Genomic DNA, 19,131 nt, shown 5'->3' with positions numbered 1-19,131 from the left:
AAATATAGTTTATTTAATTTAAATTATAATATTCTTCCTAGCAATACTCCATTTACGCTAGCCTGCATAAGTCCTCTAGTTATACCTGCTCCATCTCCACCGACGTATAAATTTTTAATATTTGTTTCAAAATTTTTGTCAGTCTTTACTTTATTAGAATAAAACTTAACTTCAACTCCATAAAGAAGAGTTTCATCACTTGCAAGTCCTGGAGTTACATTGTCCAAAGCAATTATCATCTCATCAATATCTTTCAATAGTCTAAATGGTAAAACCAAACTCAAATCACCTGGTACTGCGTCTGTTAATGTAGGAATGATATTATTTCTGTATAGCTTGTCTTCCGTAGTTCTCCTTCCTCGTTTGAAATCACCATATCTTTGTACTAAAACCTTATTACCAGAAAGCATATTTCCAAGTTGTGCAATATGTTTGCCGTATTTAATTGGAGAATTAAAAGGTTTAGTAAAATGTTTTGAAACCAATAATGCAAAATTAGTGTTATCTGTCTTTAAAGCATCGGATTTATAACTATGTCCATTAACTACTGCTAGGTTATCATCATAATACTCAGTAGCAACTTCCCCCCCTGGATTAGAACAAAAAGTTCTTACTTTGTCGTCAAAGGTAGGAGTATAGTAAACAAGTTTGCTTTCATACATTACTTCATTAAGCTCTTGCATAATTTCATTTCTTGTTTCAACTCTAACTCCTATATCTACAAGTCCTGTCTCTGTTTCTATATTATATCTCACACACATATCTCTAAACCAAGCTGAACCTTCTCTTCCAACACTAATTATAACCTTATCTGCATAGTAGTCTTTATCAGCCCTTACACCTTTAATTTCATTATCTTCAATTATTAATTCCTTAACAGGATTCCTAAAAGACATCTCCACTCCAAGCTCTTCTAAATACTTTTGTATATCAGAGTATATGGAGTACCCTACCTCTGTACCCATATGTCTTATAGGGCATTCGATAAGCTTTAAGTTGCTTCTTATAGCCTTCTTTCTTATTTCCCTAATCTTGTCTTTTTGTTCTACGCCATATACCCTTTCATCTGCTCCAAATTTTAAATATATATCATCAACATACTTTATCATCTCAATTGTTTTAGTATATCCAATATACTCTGGTATCAATCCACCAACATCAGGAGATAAAGATAATTTTCCATCTGAATATGCACCTGCTCCTGCAAATCCAGTAGTTATATTGCATGGATTACATCCGACACATTTTTTTAATTGTCTTTTTGGACATTTTCTTTTTTCTATTGAATTACCTTTTTCCAATAAAAGTATCTTTTTATCTTTATTTCTCTTTTTTAATTCCATTGCTGCAAATATCCCTGTAGGACCAGCTCCAACAATAATCACATCATATTTCATGATTTTACCTCCTAATATAAAGATAACTTATTAATATGTTATTATAAATATTTCAAAATACATGACCATATATATAATATCATATAAATATATCCAATGTATTTTGTGTTAATAAATAAAAAAATCGTGGAGTAAACATGTCATCATCTTTCCTTTATTTTTGTAAGTAATGTTATTCAAATTATGATATAATGTTTTAAGAAGTATAATTTTAGGCAATAAATATTAAGGGGTGATTAACATAAACAAAAAACACAGCTATTTCCGCCTATTGCCTTTGCTAATAGTGTCTTTCATTTTGTTTAGGATTATTAATAATCCTAAATCCTACGATTTATTTACTAAAATAATAAATCCTTTTGTATGGGCATTTTTTATATCTTATTTATTAAATCCAATTCTTGTAGGTTTAGAAAACAAATTTAAACTTAAAAGAGTTTGGAACATACTTATAATTTATATTATGTTTTTTGGTATCATAACTTTGGTTTTTACTATAATCACACCTAGGATAGTTGAAAGTATTAAAAATATTGCAAATGATTTTCCAAATTATATTAAATCAACGGAAAAATGGATATCATCTCAACCTGATACTATTAAATACCTAGACAAATATGGAGTTATAAATTATATTGAAAAAAATATTAATACTTGGATGGAACAAATAAATCAATCACTAAATTCAGTAATAAATAAAACTATTTCTCAAGTAATAAATATAACATCTGCTGTATTTAATTTTATTTTAGGAATAGTTATTTCCATATACATCTTAAAAGATAAAGAATACTTTAAAAAACATGGAAAAAGAGTAATCTATGCATTTTTCAATCGAGAAATGGCTGAAAGTATAATTGAAAACGGAAGAGAATTAAATGAAATATTTTCAAAATTTCTAGTTGGTAAGTTTATTGATTCATTAATAATAGGCATTATTTGTTTCATTGGGTGCACTATAATAAAAACCCCTTATCCTTTGGTAATGGGAACAATAATAGGCATAACAAATATGATCCCTTATTTCGGACCTTTTATAGGTGCTATACCTGTTATCCTTATAACATTATTCTATAACCCAATTAAAGCTTTATGGGTTGCAATATTCATATTAGCTCTACAACAATTTGACGGTCTATATCTTGGACCTAAAATTATGGGGATTAAGGTTGGTCTTAGACCTTTCTGGATAATATCTGCTATAATAATTGGTGGAGGATTATTTGGAGTCATGGGAATGCTATTAGCAGTCCCATTTGCAGCATTATTTAAAGCAATGATTAAAAAATTTGTTAGCAAAAAAATTAATGATAAAAATATCATTGTTAAATAAGATAATTAAGCTACCAATTATAATTGGTAGCTTAATTTATGCTTTAAATTTATTTATCTTTTCCTAGGTGCTACATGTATAGCTTCACCTTTAAGCCCTAATACAGCTTCAACAAAAGCCTCACTTAGAGTAGGATGAGCATGAATAGTGTTTTTGATATCGTCTACATTCAATTCCTTATTTATTGCTAAAGTTCCCTCATGTATTAAATCAGATGCATGAGGACCTATAATATAAACTCCTAATATTCTGTCATCATCTGCATTTGAAATAACCTTTATAAAGCCTTCTGTTTCTCCCATTGCTAAAGCTTTACCATTTGCGCCAAACATAAATTTACTTACATTATAATTTATCCCTGATTCTTTTAACTCATCTTCAGTTGCTCCTACAAACGCGACTTCTGGAAAAGTAAATACACAATTTGGCACAATATCATGTTTATTGTGAGGATTTAATCCCATAATCCTTTCAACTACATAAATGCCTTGATGAGAAGCAACATGAGCTAACTGTATTCCTCCATTAACATCACCTATAGCATATATACCTTTTATGTTTGTCTCATAGTTTTCGTCTACTTCAATCCCTTTTTCACTATATGCTATACCAACTTTTTCAAGGTTTAATCCTTTTATTAAAGGATTTCTTCCTGAAGCTACTAACACCATATCTGCTTCAACTTCTATTTGTTTTGGTTTTGTTTTATACTGAGCTTTAACCAATAATCCGTTTTCTGTCTTTACTATCTCTTTTGCTCTAATATCAACATAGACGTCTATTCCTCGTTTTTTCATAAATGAAGGAAGTCTTCTGCATATATCTTTGTCAACATTTTTCAATATTCTAGAAGCTATTAGAGTAACTTTCGAACCCATACCATTAAAAATACTTGCAAATTCTACTCCTATTACTCCTCCTCCTATTACAACAAGCCTCTTTGGAATTTCTTTAAATTCTAATATACCGTCGCTATCTACAACTCCTTCTAAATCTATTCCCGGTATATCTGGCATACAGCTTTCAGACCCAGTAGCAATAATAATATTTTTTGCTGTTATGTCTTTTTCTTCTCCTTCATTTGTCTTTACATGAACAGTATTTTTATCTATAATAGTGCCTGTACCAGAAATAAATTCAATATTTTTATACGATGAAACTAATTTCTCTATCCCACCTACTAGCTGCTCAACGACATCTCTTTTCCTCTGTTGAATCTTATGTGCATCAACATTAAATTTCTCTACACTTACTCCAAATTGCTCTGATTCTTTCATCATGCTAATTACTTCTGCATTTCTAAATAGTGCTTTAGTAGGTATACAGCCTCTATTTAAACAGGTGCCACCCAAACGCCTGTTTTCAATAAGGCACACATCTGCACCTAATTGAGCTGCTCTTATAGCTGCTACATATCCCCCTGGGCCTCCACCAATAATAATTAAATCCTTTCCCATAACACTCGCCACCTTTGTTAATTTTTATACTAACATTCTTTCTTCCATTTTAACACAGGATTCCTTGCTGCAAAAACTTCGTCTACTCGTCGTACTACAGTGTTATGGGGAGCCTCCTTTAATGTACTTACATTTTCTTCTGCTTCCTCAGCTATTCTAATCATAGCGTCAATAAACTCATCAAGAGTTTCAAGGCTTTCTGTCTCAGTAGGTTCTATCATTATTGCTTCACTAACAATAAGAGGAAAATATATTGTTGGAGGATGATATCCTAAATCTAATAACCTCTTAGCTACATCCAATGTAGTTACTTCAAGATCCTTACCTTTAAGCCCTGCTAAAACAAACTCATGCTTACATACATTATCTATTGGAAGGTTATAATAATCTTTTAGTTTTTCCTTTAAATAATTTGCATTGAGTACAGCCATTTGACTAGCTCTCTTAAGTCCTTCTCCGCCCATAGATAATATATATGTGTAAGCTCTAACAATAACGCCAAAATGACCATAAAAACTCTTTACCTTACCTATAGAATCTGGTCTATCATAATCAAGGATATATCTATCGCCTTCTTTTTCAATCACAGGTACAGGTAAAAATTTAACTAAGTCCTTTCTTACTCCTACAGGACCGCTTCCAGGCCCTCCTCCTCCATGAGGAGTTGAAAATGTTTTGTGAAGATTTAAGTGAACTACATCAAATCCCATGTCTCCAGGTCTTGTAATACCCATTATAGCATTAGCATTTGCTCCATCGTAGTATAATAATCCTCCAGCCTCGTGTACTAACTCTGCTATTTCCTTTATATTTTTCTCAAATAATCCTAAAGTATTTGGATTTGTAAGCATCAAACCTGCAACTTCATCGTCTAGTACCTCTTTTAAACTATCAATATCAACTAATCCTTCTTTATTTGATTTTACTTCTACTACATCAAAACCGTTCATCGATGCACTAGCAGGATTCGTTCCATGTGCCGAATCTGGAACTATAATTTTCTTTCTCTTCATATCTCCTCTACTTCGATGGTATGCCTTGATTATCATAAGCCCTGTTAACTCTCCGTGAGCTCCAGCTGCAGGTTGTAAAGTAACTCTTTCCATTCCTGTTATTTCTGATAGAAATCTATCTAACTCATACATAAGCTCTAATGCACCTTGTACTGTATCTTCTGGCTGATATGGATGTATATTTGTAAATCCTTTTAATCTAGCCATATCTTCATTAATCTTAGGATTATATTTCATTGTGCATGACCCTAATGGATAAAATCCAGTATCTACTCCATAATTTTTATTTGACAGCAAAGTAAAATGTCTTATTAAGTCTACTTGGCTGACCTCTGGAAGATCTAGTTCTCTATTACTTAAATAATCCTTAGGTATAGCTTCTTCTATATCTATATCAGGAACATCACATTCAGGTAAAGAATAGGCTACTCTACCAGGCTTAGAAATCTCAAATATCAATTTATCATACTTTTTCATTCTATCCCCTCCAATACCTTTACTAGATCATCTATTTCGTTTTTTGTTCTCTTTTCAGTTACACAATAGAGGAGAGAATTTTTATACTGGGAATAGTTCTTAGAAAGATCATACCCTCCAAGTATTCCATTGTAAATTAATTTTTTATTTATCGTTTCACTACTTATCTCACTGCTTATTGCAAATTCCTTGAAGAAAGGTTTTTTAAATGTTGCCTTATATTTTCCTAGCTTTGTAATTTCCTTAAATGCATAATGAGATTTTTGAACACACTGCCGAGCTACTTCTTTAATACCTTGTTTCCCCAAAGTTGAAAGGTAAACTGTCGCTGCAAGAGCGTTTAATCCTTGATTAGAACATATATTTGAAGTAGCCTTTTCTCTTCTTATATGTTGTTCTCTAGCTTGAAGGGTAAGAACAAATGCTCTATTCCCTTCTTTGTCAACAGTCTGCCCTACTATTCTACCTGGCATTTTTCTCATCAATTTTTTACTTGCTGCCATAAATCCTAAATAAGGTCCACCATAGTTTAAGCTATTACCTAAAGATTGACCTTCGCCAACTACTATATCAGCACCATATTCTCCAGGAGATTTTAATATTCCTAGAGATATAGGATCTACACTCATTATAAGCATTGCTTTTTTCTTACTATGAGTAATTTTTTCAACTTCATCAATATCTTCAATTATACCGAAAAAGTTCGGATTTTGTACTATTACTGCAGCTATATCATCAGTTATTTCACTTTTCAAAACTTCTAAATCAGTAACTCCTTCTTTTTCTTCTACTTCAACTACTTCAATATCACGACTTTTAGCATATGTCTTTAATACAGCTATTGATTCCGGATGGACAGTTTTTGAAACGATTACCTTGTTTTTTCGTGTTTGAACTGCTGCCATAATAGCTGCTTCAGCTAATGCACTTGCCCCATCATACATAGAAGCATTTGCAACATCCATACCTGTTAAATTACAAATCAAAGTCTGATATTCAAATATGACTTGAAGTGTCCCTTGACTTATTTCTGCTTGATATGGTGTATATGCTGTATAAAATTCTGACCTTGAAATAACATGGTCTACAACAGAAGGTATATAATGATCATATGCTCCTGCTCCTAAGAAACAAACTAAATCGTCTGTACTTCTATTTTTTTTGCTTAATGCTCCTACGTGCTTTCTTATTTCTTCTTCTGACATTGGTTTTCCAATGTTTAACTCTCTCTTTAATCTAATCTCATCAGGAATATCTTTAAATAGATCTTCTATCGAATTTAATCCCAAACTATCTAGCATCTTCTTTTCATCATCAGCAGTGTTGGGTATATATGGGAACATTTTATGCCTCCTCATCACATAATTTTTCATAATCCCCTGGTGATAGTAATTCATCTAATTGTGAACTATCTTTTATCTCAACACATATTAACCAGTTTTTATATGGGTCTTCGTTTAATAAACTTGGTTCATCAATTACTTCTTCGTTTATTTCTAAAACTTTTCCATCTATAGGCATATATGAATCTGAGGCAGCTTTAACAGATTCAATTACTGCAAATGATTCTTCTTTGCTAAATTCATCATCTACTTCTGGAAGTTCAACATAAACTATATCTCCTAAATTATGCTGTGCAAAGTCTGTTATACCTATATAAGCCTTATCTCCTTCAACCTTTACCCATTCATGATCTTTTGTATAAAGCAAATCCTTCAAAATATTCATATAAATTCCTCCTTTATTATTTTATACATATTTTATACATATATTTTACTACATTTTAAAAATAAATTCATGATAATTAATAGTAATTATAAGCAAATAATTTTAACTCTTTAATTATATATACCTTACTTTTAAAATCCGTTTACCTATAAATAAATTAAATATTGTTTATTTTTTGTTAATTTGAGAAATTAAAATTATTTCTTATAGTTTTTCTTATAAAAACGTTTGTCAATAATTTCTGCTTTGACAGGTTTTTTTCTAATCATTATCTCTATTTCATTACCTAACTTTGCGTATTTTGATTCAATTAAAGCTAATCCTATATTTTTCTTTAATGTAGGTGAAAAATATCCCGTAGTAACAAATCCAATTTTTTTTCCTTCAACAAATACATCATAAAATTCCCTTGGAATACCTCTTCCTTTCATCTCAAATCCGACAAGTTTCCTTTGTAATCCTTCCTCTTTTTGTTTTACTAATGCGTCTTTACCGATAAAATTTTCCTTATTGAGTTTTACAAAGTAACCTAACCCAGCTTCTAATGGTGTAATGTCCTTAGAAATCTCATGCCCATAAAGAGGTAATGTTGCTTCAAACCTTAATGTATCTCTTGCACCTAGCCCTGCTGGTTTTAACCCAAGCCCTTTTCCTACATTTATAATTTCATTCCACACTTTTGAAATTTGGTCATTGCTTGTGTAAATTTCAAATCCATCTTCTCCAGTATATCCTGTCCTCGACACTAAACATTTTACCCCAGCAATATTTACATCTCTATTGCAATAGAAAAATTTAATTTGGGATAAATCTGTATCTGTAAGTTTTTGAAGTATCTCTTGTGCCTTAGGGCCTTGAAGTGCTACTTCAGAAATTTGATCAGAAACATTTAATATATCTACATCAAATTCAGCTTTATTGTCAAGCATCCATTGGTAGTCTTTGTCAACATTTGCAGCATTTACTACTAGATAATAGTGTTCATTAGAAAACTTATAAATAAGTAAATCGTCAACTACCCCACCATCAGGATAACACATAAAGCTATATATTACTTGGTTGTCATTAAGAGTCGAAATATCATTAGTTACTAGATTTTGAACATATTTAAATGCATCCTTTCCTTTTACCTCAATTTCTCCCATGTGAGATACATCAAAAATACCTGCTTTAGTCCTTACTGCATTATGTTCTGGTATTATTCCCTCATACTGAACGGGTAATGACCATCCTGCATAATTTACTATCTTGCCACCATGTTTTAAATGAATTTCGTAAAGAGCTGTTTTTTTAGAACTCCCCATTTTACTTCCTCCCTCCTTATTATTATTCTTTCTACAAAATTCTAAATTATAAACATATTTTTCTTTTAATTAATTATCATAACATTAATAATATGCACTAAAAAAAGGATACATGTATATCATATATCCTTTAAAATAATAAAGGGACATGATATACACATTTAGATATGTTATCATATCCCCTGTATGCAAACCTGAGAGTTTCTACAGATAATACTGTATTGCTCCTACGGTGTCATTTCTGAACTTTCCAGAGGTCCATCCAATAACGATACTTTTGCCTGAAAGATTCTATGTACACAAATACATATTGCTTCTTCGGCTCCCAAAAGGGCATCTCTCGTTACCTTCATCTGGTATAATGTTTTATTGTTGAACTCATTTTCATGATAATATATTTTTCTGAAAACTTCAACACTTTTTTTGTTATAATAAAAAAAATATGATATTATAAAAATGATAAACTTGTATAATTACTGCAAAATTTCTTAAATTATTTTATTATGCAATTTCCTCAAACCATTAAATTAAATACCTATACATCTTATTTAAAAGGAGGCGTACATATGCAATACAGGAGTTTTACTAAGGATAATTTGAATATGTCAGTATTAGGATTTGGCTGTATGAGATTACCTATAATAGATAATGACCAAGGTAAAATTGATGAAAAAAAAGCTATTGAAATGATAAGATATGCAATAGATAATGGAGTAAATTACATAGACACTGCTTATCCTTACCATAACAAAAACAGTGAAATATTAGTAGGTAAAGCTTTAAAAAACGGATATAGAGAAAAAATTAAGCTTGCTACTAAATCACCTGTTTGGCTAGTAAAAGAACATGAAGACTTTGATAAGTACTTAAATGAGCAACTTGAAAAACTTAATACAGACTATGTAGACTTCTATCTTTTGCATACTTTAAATAAAAAATTATGGAATAAGATAAATGAGCTAAAAGTATTTGACTTTGTCAAAAGAGCTTTAGATGATGGAAGAATAAAATATATAGGTTTTTCATTCCATGATAATATCGAGTTGTTCAAAGAAATAGTTGATTCATACGACTGGGATTTTTGCCAAATACAGCTAAACTATATGGATGACAATTACCAAGCAGGTATAGAAGGATTAAAATATGCTGCTTCTAAAAATATTTCAGTTGTAGTAATGGAACCAATAAAAGGTGGGAAGCTTGCTAAAAAGCCTTCAAAAGAAATAGGCGAAATATGGGAGAAAGCTAAAGTGAAAAGAAGTCCTGCAGAATGGGCACTAAGATGGGTTCTTAACCACCCAGAAGTAAAGGTTGTTTTAAGTGGTATGAGTACAATTGACCAAGTAAAAGAAAACATAAAAACTGTAGAAAATGCATTGCCTAATTCATTAACTGTAGAAGAACTAGATTTGATTAATAAAGTAAAAAAAATATACAATGAAAAAATAAAAGTTGGATGTACTGGTTGTAATTACTGTATGCCTTGCCCAAATAATGTTTCTATACCTGATGTATTTGAACTTTATAATAATGCATTTGTGTATGATGAATTAGAGAAATCACAAAAATCTTATGCAAATATGAGTAAATCAAAAAAAGATGCATCTCAATGTATAGAATGTGGGAAATGCGAGAAACAATGTCCACAAAATCTTCCTATAAGACAATATCTCAAAGAAGCACATGAAGTATTAAAATAAGTTTATTTCCAAAGTTATGATAATTGAAGTTGGATCTCTATAGAGAAATTTGTATAGTAAAAATAGATTTAAGCAAGGGTTTATTTACCCCTGCTTAAATCTATCTTACCTATTTCGAATATCCTTAGTGAATCTTGTACATTTTGTTCTAATGCCATTTTACCATATTTATCTACCTCTTTTTTATCCTTAGGTCCATGGTGTAATGATGCAGGTCCCCCTATACAACCTCCTTGGCAAGCCATTCCTTCTATAAAATTACCCTTAAATCTTCCTAATTTTGCTATTTTAAGTGCTTTATCACATTCTTTTATTCCATCACAACTAATTGGTTTAAAATCTAAATCAATTTCATTTTCTTTTATTACATGCTCTATAGCTTCTGTTACTCCTCCAGCTCTTGCAAATATTCTTCCATAGAAAGATGCATTATTTAATAGTCCATCATTACATTTTTCAAGATTTATATCTGCTGCTTCTATCATTGCAGCTAACTCTTCAAATGTAATAACATAATCAGTATCTCCTTTAATATCTTCTTCCATAATTTCTGCTTTTTTTGCAGTACATGGTCCAATAAATACTACTTTAGCTTTCTTATCCATATGTTTAATAAGTCTTGATATTGCAATCATTGGAGAAACAGTTTTTGAAATATTATCCACTAATTCTGGATAATTTTTCTTAATATAAGATACAAAAGCTGGGCAACAAGAAGTAGTAATAAAATCTTTATAATTAACCATCTCTGCAAGTTCTTCAGCTTCATGCAAAGCAACCATATCAGCCCCAAGAGCCACCTCTACTACATCGTAAAATCCTAATTTCTTAATACCACATATTACCTGCTCAATTTTAGCAAATGGAAACTGGCTTGATATAGAAGGAGCAACTATAGCATAAACATGAACATTGTCATCTTTCTTCCCTTTGTTTAATAAATCTATTACTTCTACAATACTTGACTTATCTGTAATTGCTCCAAATGGGCACTGAAAAACACAAGCTCCACATTGTATACATTTATCATTATCAATAACTGCTTTTTTATCCTTATCTATAGATATAGCATCTGCTGGGCAAGCCCTTCTACAAGGTCTTGCAACATCTGATATAGCATTATAAGGGCAAGCCTCACTACATTTACCACATTCAATACATTTATCGTAATCTATATGAGCTTTTTGACCTACATGATATATAGCTCCTACAGGACAAGCTTCTGAACATCTATGTGCTAAACATCCTCTACATGCTTCAGTTACAACGAATCTATTTACAGGGCATTCATCACATGCTGCATCTAAAACTTCAATAATATTTTTATTGTTCTTATTTCCTCCCATGGCCATTTTTACTCTTTCTTGAACAATAGCTCTTTCTTTATATATACAACATCTATCTTTCGACTTTGGACCAGGTACAAGCATCTTAGGAATTAAATCATAATTTTCTTTTAATGAACCTTTCATTGCTAACTTTGAAACTATCTTTAATACTTCAAATTTTATTTTCTGAACATTGCTTTCAAATTTTATCACTTATACCACCTCACAAAACTATATATGTATAACTTTAATATTTATCCCCAAACCCTCTAATAGTTCTTTTAACTGGTTTACAACTTTTAATTTTATACTTAAATCAATTGGTAAATCAGGATTTTGGTGAGCTGGATTTATAGCCTTGCCAACCCATAAATTCAAATGTGTACAATCCTCAATTAGCATCTTTGCTAATTTTGATGCTCCATCCTTTCGATTCAAACTGTATTGCTGATTATCTTTATAGGGGGATTTAATATACCTTTTTATCTTTTCTACAACTTTACTTAGTGTAAGTACACCTTCTGTAACTAAATCTATTCCTTCTATACTTGCAGTAGGAGGTACATCAGGATCGATAAAATCTAAGTTAGTTTTTATTTCCTTATCAAGCTCTCTAGCAATAATTGTAGCTGCAGTCCCCCCACAAACAACTTTTTTTCCATTACTCATCATAAATCTTTTAACAAACTCCTTATCGTTATCCCTATTTTTAGGTGGTCCTGTAAACAAATTAATAATTTCTGGTTTCCTAACTTTTAAAGATACAACAGTAGTATCATCACCTGGTTTATCCATATACAAAGTTCTACAAGTATCTATCAGGCTTCTAGAGATATTCTTTGCACATTTTTCTTTTGCAGAGACTTTGCATAAATATTGAGCTATATTTTTCCACTGCCAGCCGAGATTTAATACTCCTCCTACTCCAGCGTGTACTGCTCCGTCGCTTATTACAGTCAATAAATCTCCTTCTTGTAAATTAATATAGCTCTCCTTTACTACCTTCCCATTAATAATTGTTTCTTTTTTATCAATGAAACCTAGTCTACTGTTTTTAATAAAAAATATAGGAGGATTATCATATTCAGCTATATATGTTCTCCCGTCATTATAGACCTTAAGTATTGTAAAAGTAGAGTAAGCAAGATTTCTCACTTTACATACAGGTAGAGTATGGACTATAGTATCAACAGTTTCATATATACTAGCTCCTTCTTTTAGCATAGTAATAGCAATCTTTGATGTAAGAGTAGCTAATATATTTGCTTTTACTCCACTTCCTAACCCATCAGATAATACTATAATTACACTATCATCTTTTTTTATTATTTCAACATTATCGCCACAAAGTTCTTCACCATATTTATTTATGCTATCATATGAAATATCTATATATGGTTTCATTTTATATCACCATCATCTAATACAACATTTTTTAGCTTAGTAAGTATTACTTTTGTTTCAGCGGTAGTTTCACCTAATAATCCTGCAATTTCTTGCGCAACTCTCATCTGTTTTTGAATAACATCTTGTGCAGCATTTAGCGCGTTTTCCTTCACCTTTTTTAATTCATTTCTATTCTTTTCTTCATTAGTTATATCAATCATTATAACAAGAAAAACATCTTGTTCCTTAATATATAGTATATTTTGAAGCATAATAACATCATATTGAGGATAATTGACCTTTTTTAATATAATATTCTTTTCATTTTCTTTTACTTTATAAAAATCGAAATCATCTATTATTGTTGAAATTGGCTTCCCAATAATATCATCAGCTTTTATCTTAAATATTCTCTCTGACACATGGTTAAATTCAACAACCTTCATCTCGTTGTCAACAATAAATATACTATTAGGACTATTTTCAAATATTTGATTTGACAGCCTTTCTGCTTTACTTTTCATAAATGGCATACACATACTTATTTCTGCCATACCTTCATACACTGCTTGAGCTTTTTCTCTACAAGTTCCATACCCACAAGCACTGCAATTTAACTCATCTTGAGGTGTAAATTTACCCATCTTCCTCATTATAGTCTTTATCTCTTCTTCACTTGCTTTAGGTTTTTCTATAGATTTGTTTACAAATCCTTTGCTAAATAATAAATCCTCAGGTATCTTTCTCTTTTGACTATTTTCATAGTTATCTTCCGAATTAACGTATTTTTTTACTCTCAAAAATCTTTTTAAGTAACTTGTACCGTCTATCGGCATCCCCGAACCATTGACACATCCACCTTCACAGACATTAATTTCCAATAAAATTCCTTCGATTTCACCTTTATCAATTGCCTTTAGTGTTTCTATACTTTGCTCAATACCGTTGACAGTAACAACATCATATTTTTCCCTTATCCTTCCATCTACAAAACTATTAGCTACACCGCCATTTACAGGATATAACTTTCCTTTTTTAGTAGCAGTTTTGTCAAATGGTATAGGCTCCAATTTGTTTAAATCTATTTTTTCTTCTTTAAGCCAATTATCCATCTCTTCAAATGTAAGCACTGCATCTATAACGTCATCATGTTGAACATCAATCGCCTCAACTTTTTTAGCTACACATGGGCCTATAAAAGCTACGAAAGCATCTATTCCATAAAAGTATTTTATCATCTTTCCATGTGCAACCATAGGAGATACAACTGGTATCATATACTTAATTAAACTAGGAAAATATTTCTCTATCAATTCATTAGCTGAAGGACATGCTGTTGTTATAATGTTCTTTTTTGTAGATTTTTCAGTATAATCTTTATAAAGTAAAGACACTACATCTGCTCCTACGGCAGTTTCTTCTACTGCATAAAATCCTAATCTCTTTAATGCAGCAACAAATTTACCACTTTCACTTATATCAAATGCTCCAGCAAAAGAAGGTGCAACTGTTGCTATCACTTTTTTCTTTTGAGCAATAGCTTCTTTAACTTGTTCTAAACTGCTTTTTACTTTTCTAGCATTTTGAGGACATGCTAAAAAACATTGTCCGCAAGCAATACATCTTTCTTCAATAATTTCAGCTTGGTCATTTTTAAATTTTATAGCTTTTACAGGACAAACCCTTAAACATTTATAACAGTGCTTACAATTTGCTTCATTAAAATTTAAGAGGCCCAAGACTATAACCTCCCTCTAATGTACTTATCAAAAAACTCCTCTACATTATTTGCTTTAACTGATACAATTTCTCCATCATCAACTTTAACTGAAACAGCTTTTGTACATTCACCTAAACAAAATGCAGCCTTAACTGTTACTTTATCTTCTAAATGCTCATTTTTAATTATGTTTTGAAGATTTTTTATCACATTATAAGACCCTTTTAAGTGACATGCACTTCCGATGCAGACATTTATGGTTATCATTATATCCCTCCTATTTATAATAGTTAAATTTTTAACTTATTATTATGTATAAACTGCATAATAATAAAAAATCAGTATGGTCCTTTTTTTACATCATATATAATCATATATGTATAAAAATAAAGTTTTAATTTTATAATAATTATGTAAATTTCCTATTTATTTTTCTTTTAAAATTTTATATATTTTACCTCATATTTATATATATATCAATAATTTAAGTATAACTTATTGTTAATTAATTATCAAGCATTTTTATATTATTTTATTGATATAAAAACAAATCCACCTTATCCACATTATCCACATTTATTAGTGGATAACTTATGTTAACAATAGTTTGTCCAATTTTGCAATTTTTTGAGCAATATGCTTTACATAAAAAAAGTTTTCCACAATTACCAAATTATCCACAGAAATTTATTCACAATCTATACATTCATTAAAATACCTTAATATACCAATATATATTGCCCATGCCACTTTTTCTCTGTACTCACTAGTACTTAACAATACTTCTTCAGAAGGATTAGATAAAAATCCACATTCAACTAACACTGCTGGCATCTCAACTTCCCTTAGTAAGTACACGCTTTCTCTAGGTTGTGGAACTCTTTTATTCTCTTCGTCTAAAGTATTTTTTAATTCTTCTTGTATAATAAAAGCTAATTGCTTACTTTTTTCACAGTTTTTTTTATAAAAGGTTTGAGCGCCATAGTATTTAGACTGTGGAAAACTATTTAAGTGTATAGTGATAAATATATCGCCCTCACTTTCATTAGCTAATATTCGTCTGTTTCTTAAATCCTCATTCTTTTTTCTCGAACAGTCTTAGATTTTTCTGTATATAGTCCAACATCCTCTTCTCTAGTCATTATGACAATACCACCATTATGTTCTAACAATCTCTTTAATCTCAAAGCAATATCTAGATTAATTTCATCTTCTGTTTTATCTAACTTTCCAACTGCCCCTGGGTCAATACCACCATGCCCTGGATCTATAACTATAACTTTATTATTTATAGGAAGATAAAATGTTGTAATAGAATGGTCATACTTTTGTATAAAAAAAATAAATCCTATTATTATGAGAGGTAAAATAATAAGATACTTCTTTTTTATTGTGATTACAATAATCAATCACTCCTTATATGTAAATTAAGAGTTTGCTTACCTTCTTTACATATAAAATATATGAAATTTATGTATATATATTACAATTAAATAAAACCATTCCTTAAATTTATTATGCAATTTCCTCATATAAACACTTATTTTACTTTATTTTGTGACATTGACATAAATATTACTGCATAAAGCACTCCTATTACAAATATTACTGTATCTAAAATAAATGATGTATTTATTGCTAATCCAATTATTAAATAAATAATTAAGATACCCATTGTCTTTCCAAAAACACTAAAAAATCTATTACTAATTATTTTACGTTTTTCAGGTTCCATATTTTTTGCATCATTATATGTATACGATGTAATCCAATATATTCTTTCCTTTTTCTTGATTATATAAGATATAATAAACATAACTATGCAAATGTCTAAATATATTAGTTTTACTACGATATGTTCTGAATAATGTTTACTTAGTACCGCAACAGAAAACAAAATAAAAAGCATCATAAAACAAAATAGAATAATAAACGTTATGTATGTTTTAGCTTCGTAATTTATTTTATTATTTTCACTCATAACCTTTCCCCTTTCTATTTTATTATAGGAATATTCAATATACTAATTATTCGAGGAAATTGCATAAAATTGCATAATAAAATAATTTATTAAATTTTGATCTCACATTAATTATTCAATTTTCTCATTCTATAAATTTCTATTCATAATTCTATATTACTTATATTTATCCTTCAATTATTATTTCTACATTAATATAGAATAAATTTACATTTTTTATAAAATAACAAGTTTAAAGTCTTTTTCTAAGATATTATGCTAAAGTGTTGAAGCATAGTGTAAAATAATTGTAGGACATTTTAAAGATAAAAAGAACAAGAGATCCTCACTTTTTGATACAATGGAATCAGCAACAAAAAACCATTAAAAAGGAGGATCTCTTGTGAATACTATTGTAATACAAAACTGCAAAAATTTCATCAATAAAATCTTAAGTTTTATGAGCGAAACTCATACAAACAAACTAGAAGAACTAGAAACCGGGCTAGAAACCATCACCTATGACTTCATACTAAACATGATGAAAATCTATGCAGAAAGCCTTGATAAAGAGATAAAAGCGGATAAAAAATGGAGAAAACAAAATGGTCTTGTGGTAGAACGAAATAACGACAAACGAGAAATCTTAACAAAGTTTGGTATACTGACTTACAACAGAACCTACTTTTATGATAAGAAAAGTTGCACATATGTACACCTAATCGATGAGGCATTAGGAATTGATCCATATGATAGAGTATCAACTGCAGTAGCAGCAGATATGGTAGAGTACTCTAGTGATAACTCCTATGCAAAAAGCAGTCAATATGCAACCGGCGGTATTGTAAGCAGGCAAACCGTAATGAACAAAACAAGAAAACTAAATGAAGAAAAACTAAAGATAGAAACTAAAGGTCCAAAGCGAAAAGTACAAGTTCTCCACATAGATGCCGATGAAGACCATGTAGCCCTACAAGATGGCAAAAACGCCATAGTTCCCCTGATTACCATATACGAAGGCACAAAAAGAACAGCAAAACGCGGAGAATGCATAAACCCCCACCATATACACGGATTTGGCCAGGACCTTGAAGAAACATGGCTAAAAGTTGCCAACTACATTTACGATAGATATGACATAGACTATCTAAAACGCATCTATATTCACGGAGACGGAGCCTTATGGATAAAGACCGGCCAAGAATGGTTACCCAAATCCAAAATGGTCCTAGACAAATACCACCTAAACAAAGCAATTCTTGAAGCTACAGCAGGGCAAGAGCAATACAGAAAAGCGATATACAGCAGTATTTACGAAGGTGACTTGCCAAGATTTTGCAAACTGGTGGATGAACTTAAGCATAACGTCCAAAGTCCTAAAAAACGAAAGAGAATAAATCAATTTAAAAACTACATAAAAAACAACTGGGAAGCTATCACTATATACAAACAAGATGGAGTAGATGGTAGCTGCACAGAGGGTCATATTAGCCATGTATTATCCAGCCGATTTAGTTCTCGACCTATGGGCTGGAGCAAGAAAGGGCTAAAAGCCATAGCCGACATAAGGATTTATTGTCAAAATGGTGGAAAGATAACTCCCAATCATTTTACAAAAGCAAAACAACAATACAACATAAAGCTAGAGACAATTAAGAAAGCTAAGGAAGTATTTAGCAAAACCACGTATGAGAAGCTAAATAACATACCTGTTTTTAATATGGGTAAAAAGACTCCAATATCAACTATATTAAAAGGCATACAACAGAGCGGGTATGCTATATAGCTGGTTTTGTATCAAAAGGATAGGGGATACCTTTAACTTTAATTATCCTACAACAACTTGACACTATCAAACATCGGTGCTAAAAAAATGGATAGAGTAAATAAGGGAACTAGAGACGGTACTCTAATCTCTGTTGGAACTTCTACTGCAATAACTATCTTAATATTAGTATTCGGTAGAAACCTTATGGGCTTTTTTACAGATACAAAAGAATTAGTTGACTTGAGCATGCATATGATGAGAATTTTAGCTGTGGGATATATAGCAATGGCAGTAACACAAAGTCTGTCTGGAGTTATGCGTGGTGCAGGTGATACTATGACCCCTATGTGGATTTCTCTTATCACTACAGTTGTTGTTCGTGTACCAATAGCATATACTATTGCTTATTTTACTAGAAGTGAAGCATATCCTACTGGAAGACCAGAGTCAACATTTATTTCACTGCTTTTATCTTGGGTAATTGGTGCTGTTATAACTACTATTTTCTATAAAAAAGGTAAATGGCGTGGAAAAGCTCTTATTGATTAAAAACTCACCTT

The 19,131-nt window shown here is 30.7% G+C and carries 17 protein-coding genes and 2 riboswitches; of the genes, 4 read left to right on the top strand and 13 right to left on the bottom strand.

From position 1 onward, the window contains the following. Positions 1–23: 23 nt before the first annotated feature. Positions 24–1,397 (bottom strand): NAD(P)/FAD-dependent oxidoreductase, encoded by a 1,374-nt coding sequence (locus tag ACZ41D_RS03465; protein ID WP_464152540.1) that lies wholly within the window; start codon positions 1,395–1,397, stop codon positions 24–26. A 232-nt stretch (positions 1,398–1,629) separates the two neighbouring features. Here ACZ41D_RS03465 and ACZ41D_RS03460 point away from each other — a divergent pair, with 232 nt between their 5' ends. Further along, the gene (locus tag ACZ41D_RS03460) at positions 1,630–2,730 is read left to right on the top strand and encodes an AI-2E family transporter (protein ID WP_464152539.1); all 1,101 of its coding nucleotides are present in this window, start codon (positions 1,630–1,632) and stop codon (positions 2,728–2,730) included. Between the two features lie 53 nt (positions 2,731–2,783). On the opposite strand, the gene lpdA is transcribed toward ACZ41D_RS03460, so the two are convergent. From lpdA to gcvT, 5 genes are all read right to left on the bottom strand, one after another. Then, a complete protein-coding gene (lpdA, locus tag ACZ41D_RS03455; RefSeq protein WP_464152538.1) occupies positions 2,784–4,187 on the bottom strand; it encodes a dihydrolipoyl dehydrogenase in 1,404 nt (467 codons plus the stop codon). A 29-nt stretch (positions 4,188–4,216) separates the two neighbouring features. Then, on the bottom strand, positions 4,217–5,677 hold the full coding sequence (gene gcvPB, locus ACZ41D_RS03450) for an aminomethyl-transferring glycine dehydrogenase subunit GcvPB (RefSeq protein ID WP_464152537.1): 1,461 nt from the start codon (positions 5,675–5,677) through the stop codon (positions 4,217–4,219). Further along, the gene (gene gcvPA / locus ACZ41D_RS03445; RefSeq protein ID WP_464152536.1) at positions 5,674–7,020 is read right to left on the bottom strand and encodes an aminomethyl-transferring glycine dehydrogenase subunit GcvPA; all 1,347 of its coding nucleotides are present in this window, start codon (positions 7,018–7,020) and stop codon (positions 5,674–5,676) included. The genes gcvPB and gcvPA overlap by 4 nt, the downstream gene beginning before the upstream one ends. A gap of 1 nt (position 7,021) precedes the next feature. Beyond that, entirely contained in the window at positions 7,022–7,405 is a 384-nt protein-coding gene (gene gcvH / locus ACZ41D_RS03440) for a glycine cleavage system protein GcvH (protein ID WP_464152535.1), read from the bottom strand. 197 nt (positions 7,406–7,602) lie between these two features. Continuing rightward, positions 7,603–8,709 (bottom strand): glycine cleavage system aminomethyltransferase GcvT, encoded by a 1,107-nt coding sequence (gene gcvT / locus ACZ41D_RS03435; RefSeq protein WP_464152534.1) that lies wholly within the window; start codon positions 8,707–8,709, stop codon positions 7,603–7,605. A 179-nt stretch (positions 8,710–8,888) separates the two neighbouring features. Next, positions 8,889–8,966: riboswitch (glycine riboswitch) on the bottom strand. Positions 8,967–8,968: 2 nt separating this feature from the next. Then, positions 8,969–9,062: riboswitch (glycine riboswitch) on the bottom strand. Between the two features lie 213 nt (positions 9,063–9,275). Between gcvT and ACZ41D_RS03430 the strand changes: the two genes are divergently transcribed. After that, a complete protein-coding gene (locus ACZ41D_RS03430; protein ID WP_464152533.1) occupies positions 9,276–10,409 on the top strand; it encodes an aldo/keto reductase in 1,134 nt (377 codons plus the stop codon). Positions 10,410–10,489: 80 nt separating this feature from the next. On the opposite strand, the gene ACZ41D_RS03425 is transcribed toward ACZ41D_RS03430, so the two are convergent. From ACZ41D_RS03425 to ACZ41D_RS03395, 7 genes are all read right to left on the bottom strand, one after another. Beyond that, on the bottom strand, positions 10,490–11,950 hold the full coding sequence (locus tag ACZ41D_RS03425) for a 4Fe-4S dicluster domain-containing protein (protein ID WP_464152532.1): 1,461 nt from the start codon (positions 11,948–11,950) through the stop codon (positions 10,490–10,492). 18 nt (positions 11,951–11,968) lie between these two features. Continuing rightward, positions 11,969–13,141, bottom strand: a complete 1,173-nt coding sequence (locus tag ACZ41D_RS03420) for a SpoIIE family protein phosphatase (RefSeq protein ID WP_464152531.1) — start codon at positions 13,139–13,141, stop codon at positions 11,969–11,971. Further along, the gene (locus ACZ41D_RS03415; protein WP_464152530.1) at positions 13,138–14,862 is read right to left on the bottom strand and encodes a [Fe-Fe] hydrogenase large subunit C-terminal domain-containing protein; all 1,725 of its coding nucleotides are present in this window, start codon (positions 14,860–14,862) and stop codon (positions 13,138–13,140) included. Before ACZ41D_RS03415 ends, ACZ41D_RS03420 begins: the two co-directional genes overlap by 4 nt. A gap of 2 nt (positions 14,863–14,864) precedes the next feature. After that, positions 14,865–15,110, bottom strand: a complete 246-nt coding sequence (locus ACZ41D_RS03410; protein WP_464152529.1) for a (2Fe-2S) ferredoxin domain-containing protein — start codon at positions 15,108–15,110, stop codon at positions 14,865–14,867. A 420-nt stretch (positions 15,111–15,530) separates the two neighbouring features. Next, positions 15,531–15,866: an N-acetylmuramoyl-L-alanine amidase gene (locus ACZ41D_RS03405; RefSeq protein WP_464153109.1), complete on the bottom strand. Its 336-nt coding sequence runs from the start codon at positions 15,864–15,866 to the stop codon at positions 15,531–15,533. Positions 15,867–15,910: 44 nt separating this feature from the next. Next, positions 15,911–16,252 carry an N-acetylmuramoyl-L-alanine amidase gene (locus tag ACZ41D_RS03400; RefSeq protein ID WP_464152528.1) on the bottom strand — a complete coding sequence of 114 codons (342 nt, stop codon included), beginning with the start codon at positions 16,250–16,252 and terminating at the stop codon, positions 15,911–15,913. A gap of 131 nt (positions 16,253–16,383) precedes the next feature. Continuing rightward, complete coding sequence (locus tag ACZ41D_RS03395; RefSeq protein ID WP_464152526.1) at positions 16,384–16,824, bottom strand: hypothetical protein; 441 nt, start codon at positions 16,822–16,824, stop codon at positions 16,384–16,386. Between the two features lie 382 nt (positions 16,825–17,206). Between ACZ41D_RS03395 and ACZ41D_RS03390 the strand changes: the two genes are divergently transcribed. Further along, on the top strand, positions 17,207–18,589 hold the full coding sequence (locus tag ACZ41D_RS03390) for an ISLre2 family transposase (RefSeq protein ID WP_464152524.1): 1,383 nt from the start codon (positions 17,207–17,209) through the stop codon (positions 18,587–18,589). A gap of 57 nt (positions 18,590–18,646) precedes the next feature. Then, positions 18,647–19,120 (top strand): MATE family efflux transporter, encoded by a 474-nt coding sequence (locus ACZ41D_RS03385; protein WP_464152523.1) that lies wholly within the window; start codon positions 18,647–18,649, stop codon positions 19,118–19,120. The last annotated feature ends 11 nt before the right edge of the window (positions 19,121–19,131 follow it).

It is taken from the genome of Brassicibacter thermophilus (assembly GCF_055378355.1).
The sequence above is the reverse complement of the archived record's forward strand: the minus strand, read 5'-3'. Positions and strand labels throughout refer to the sequence as shown.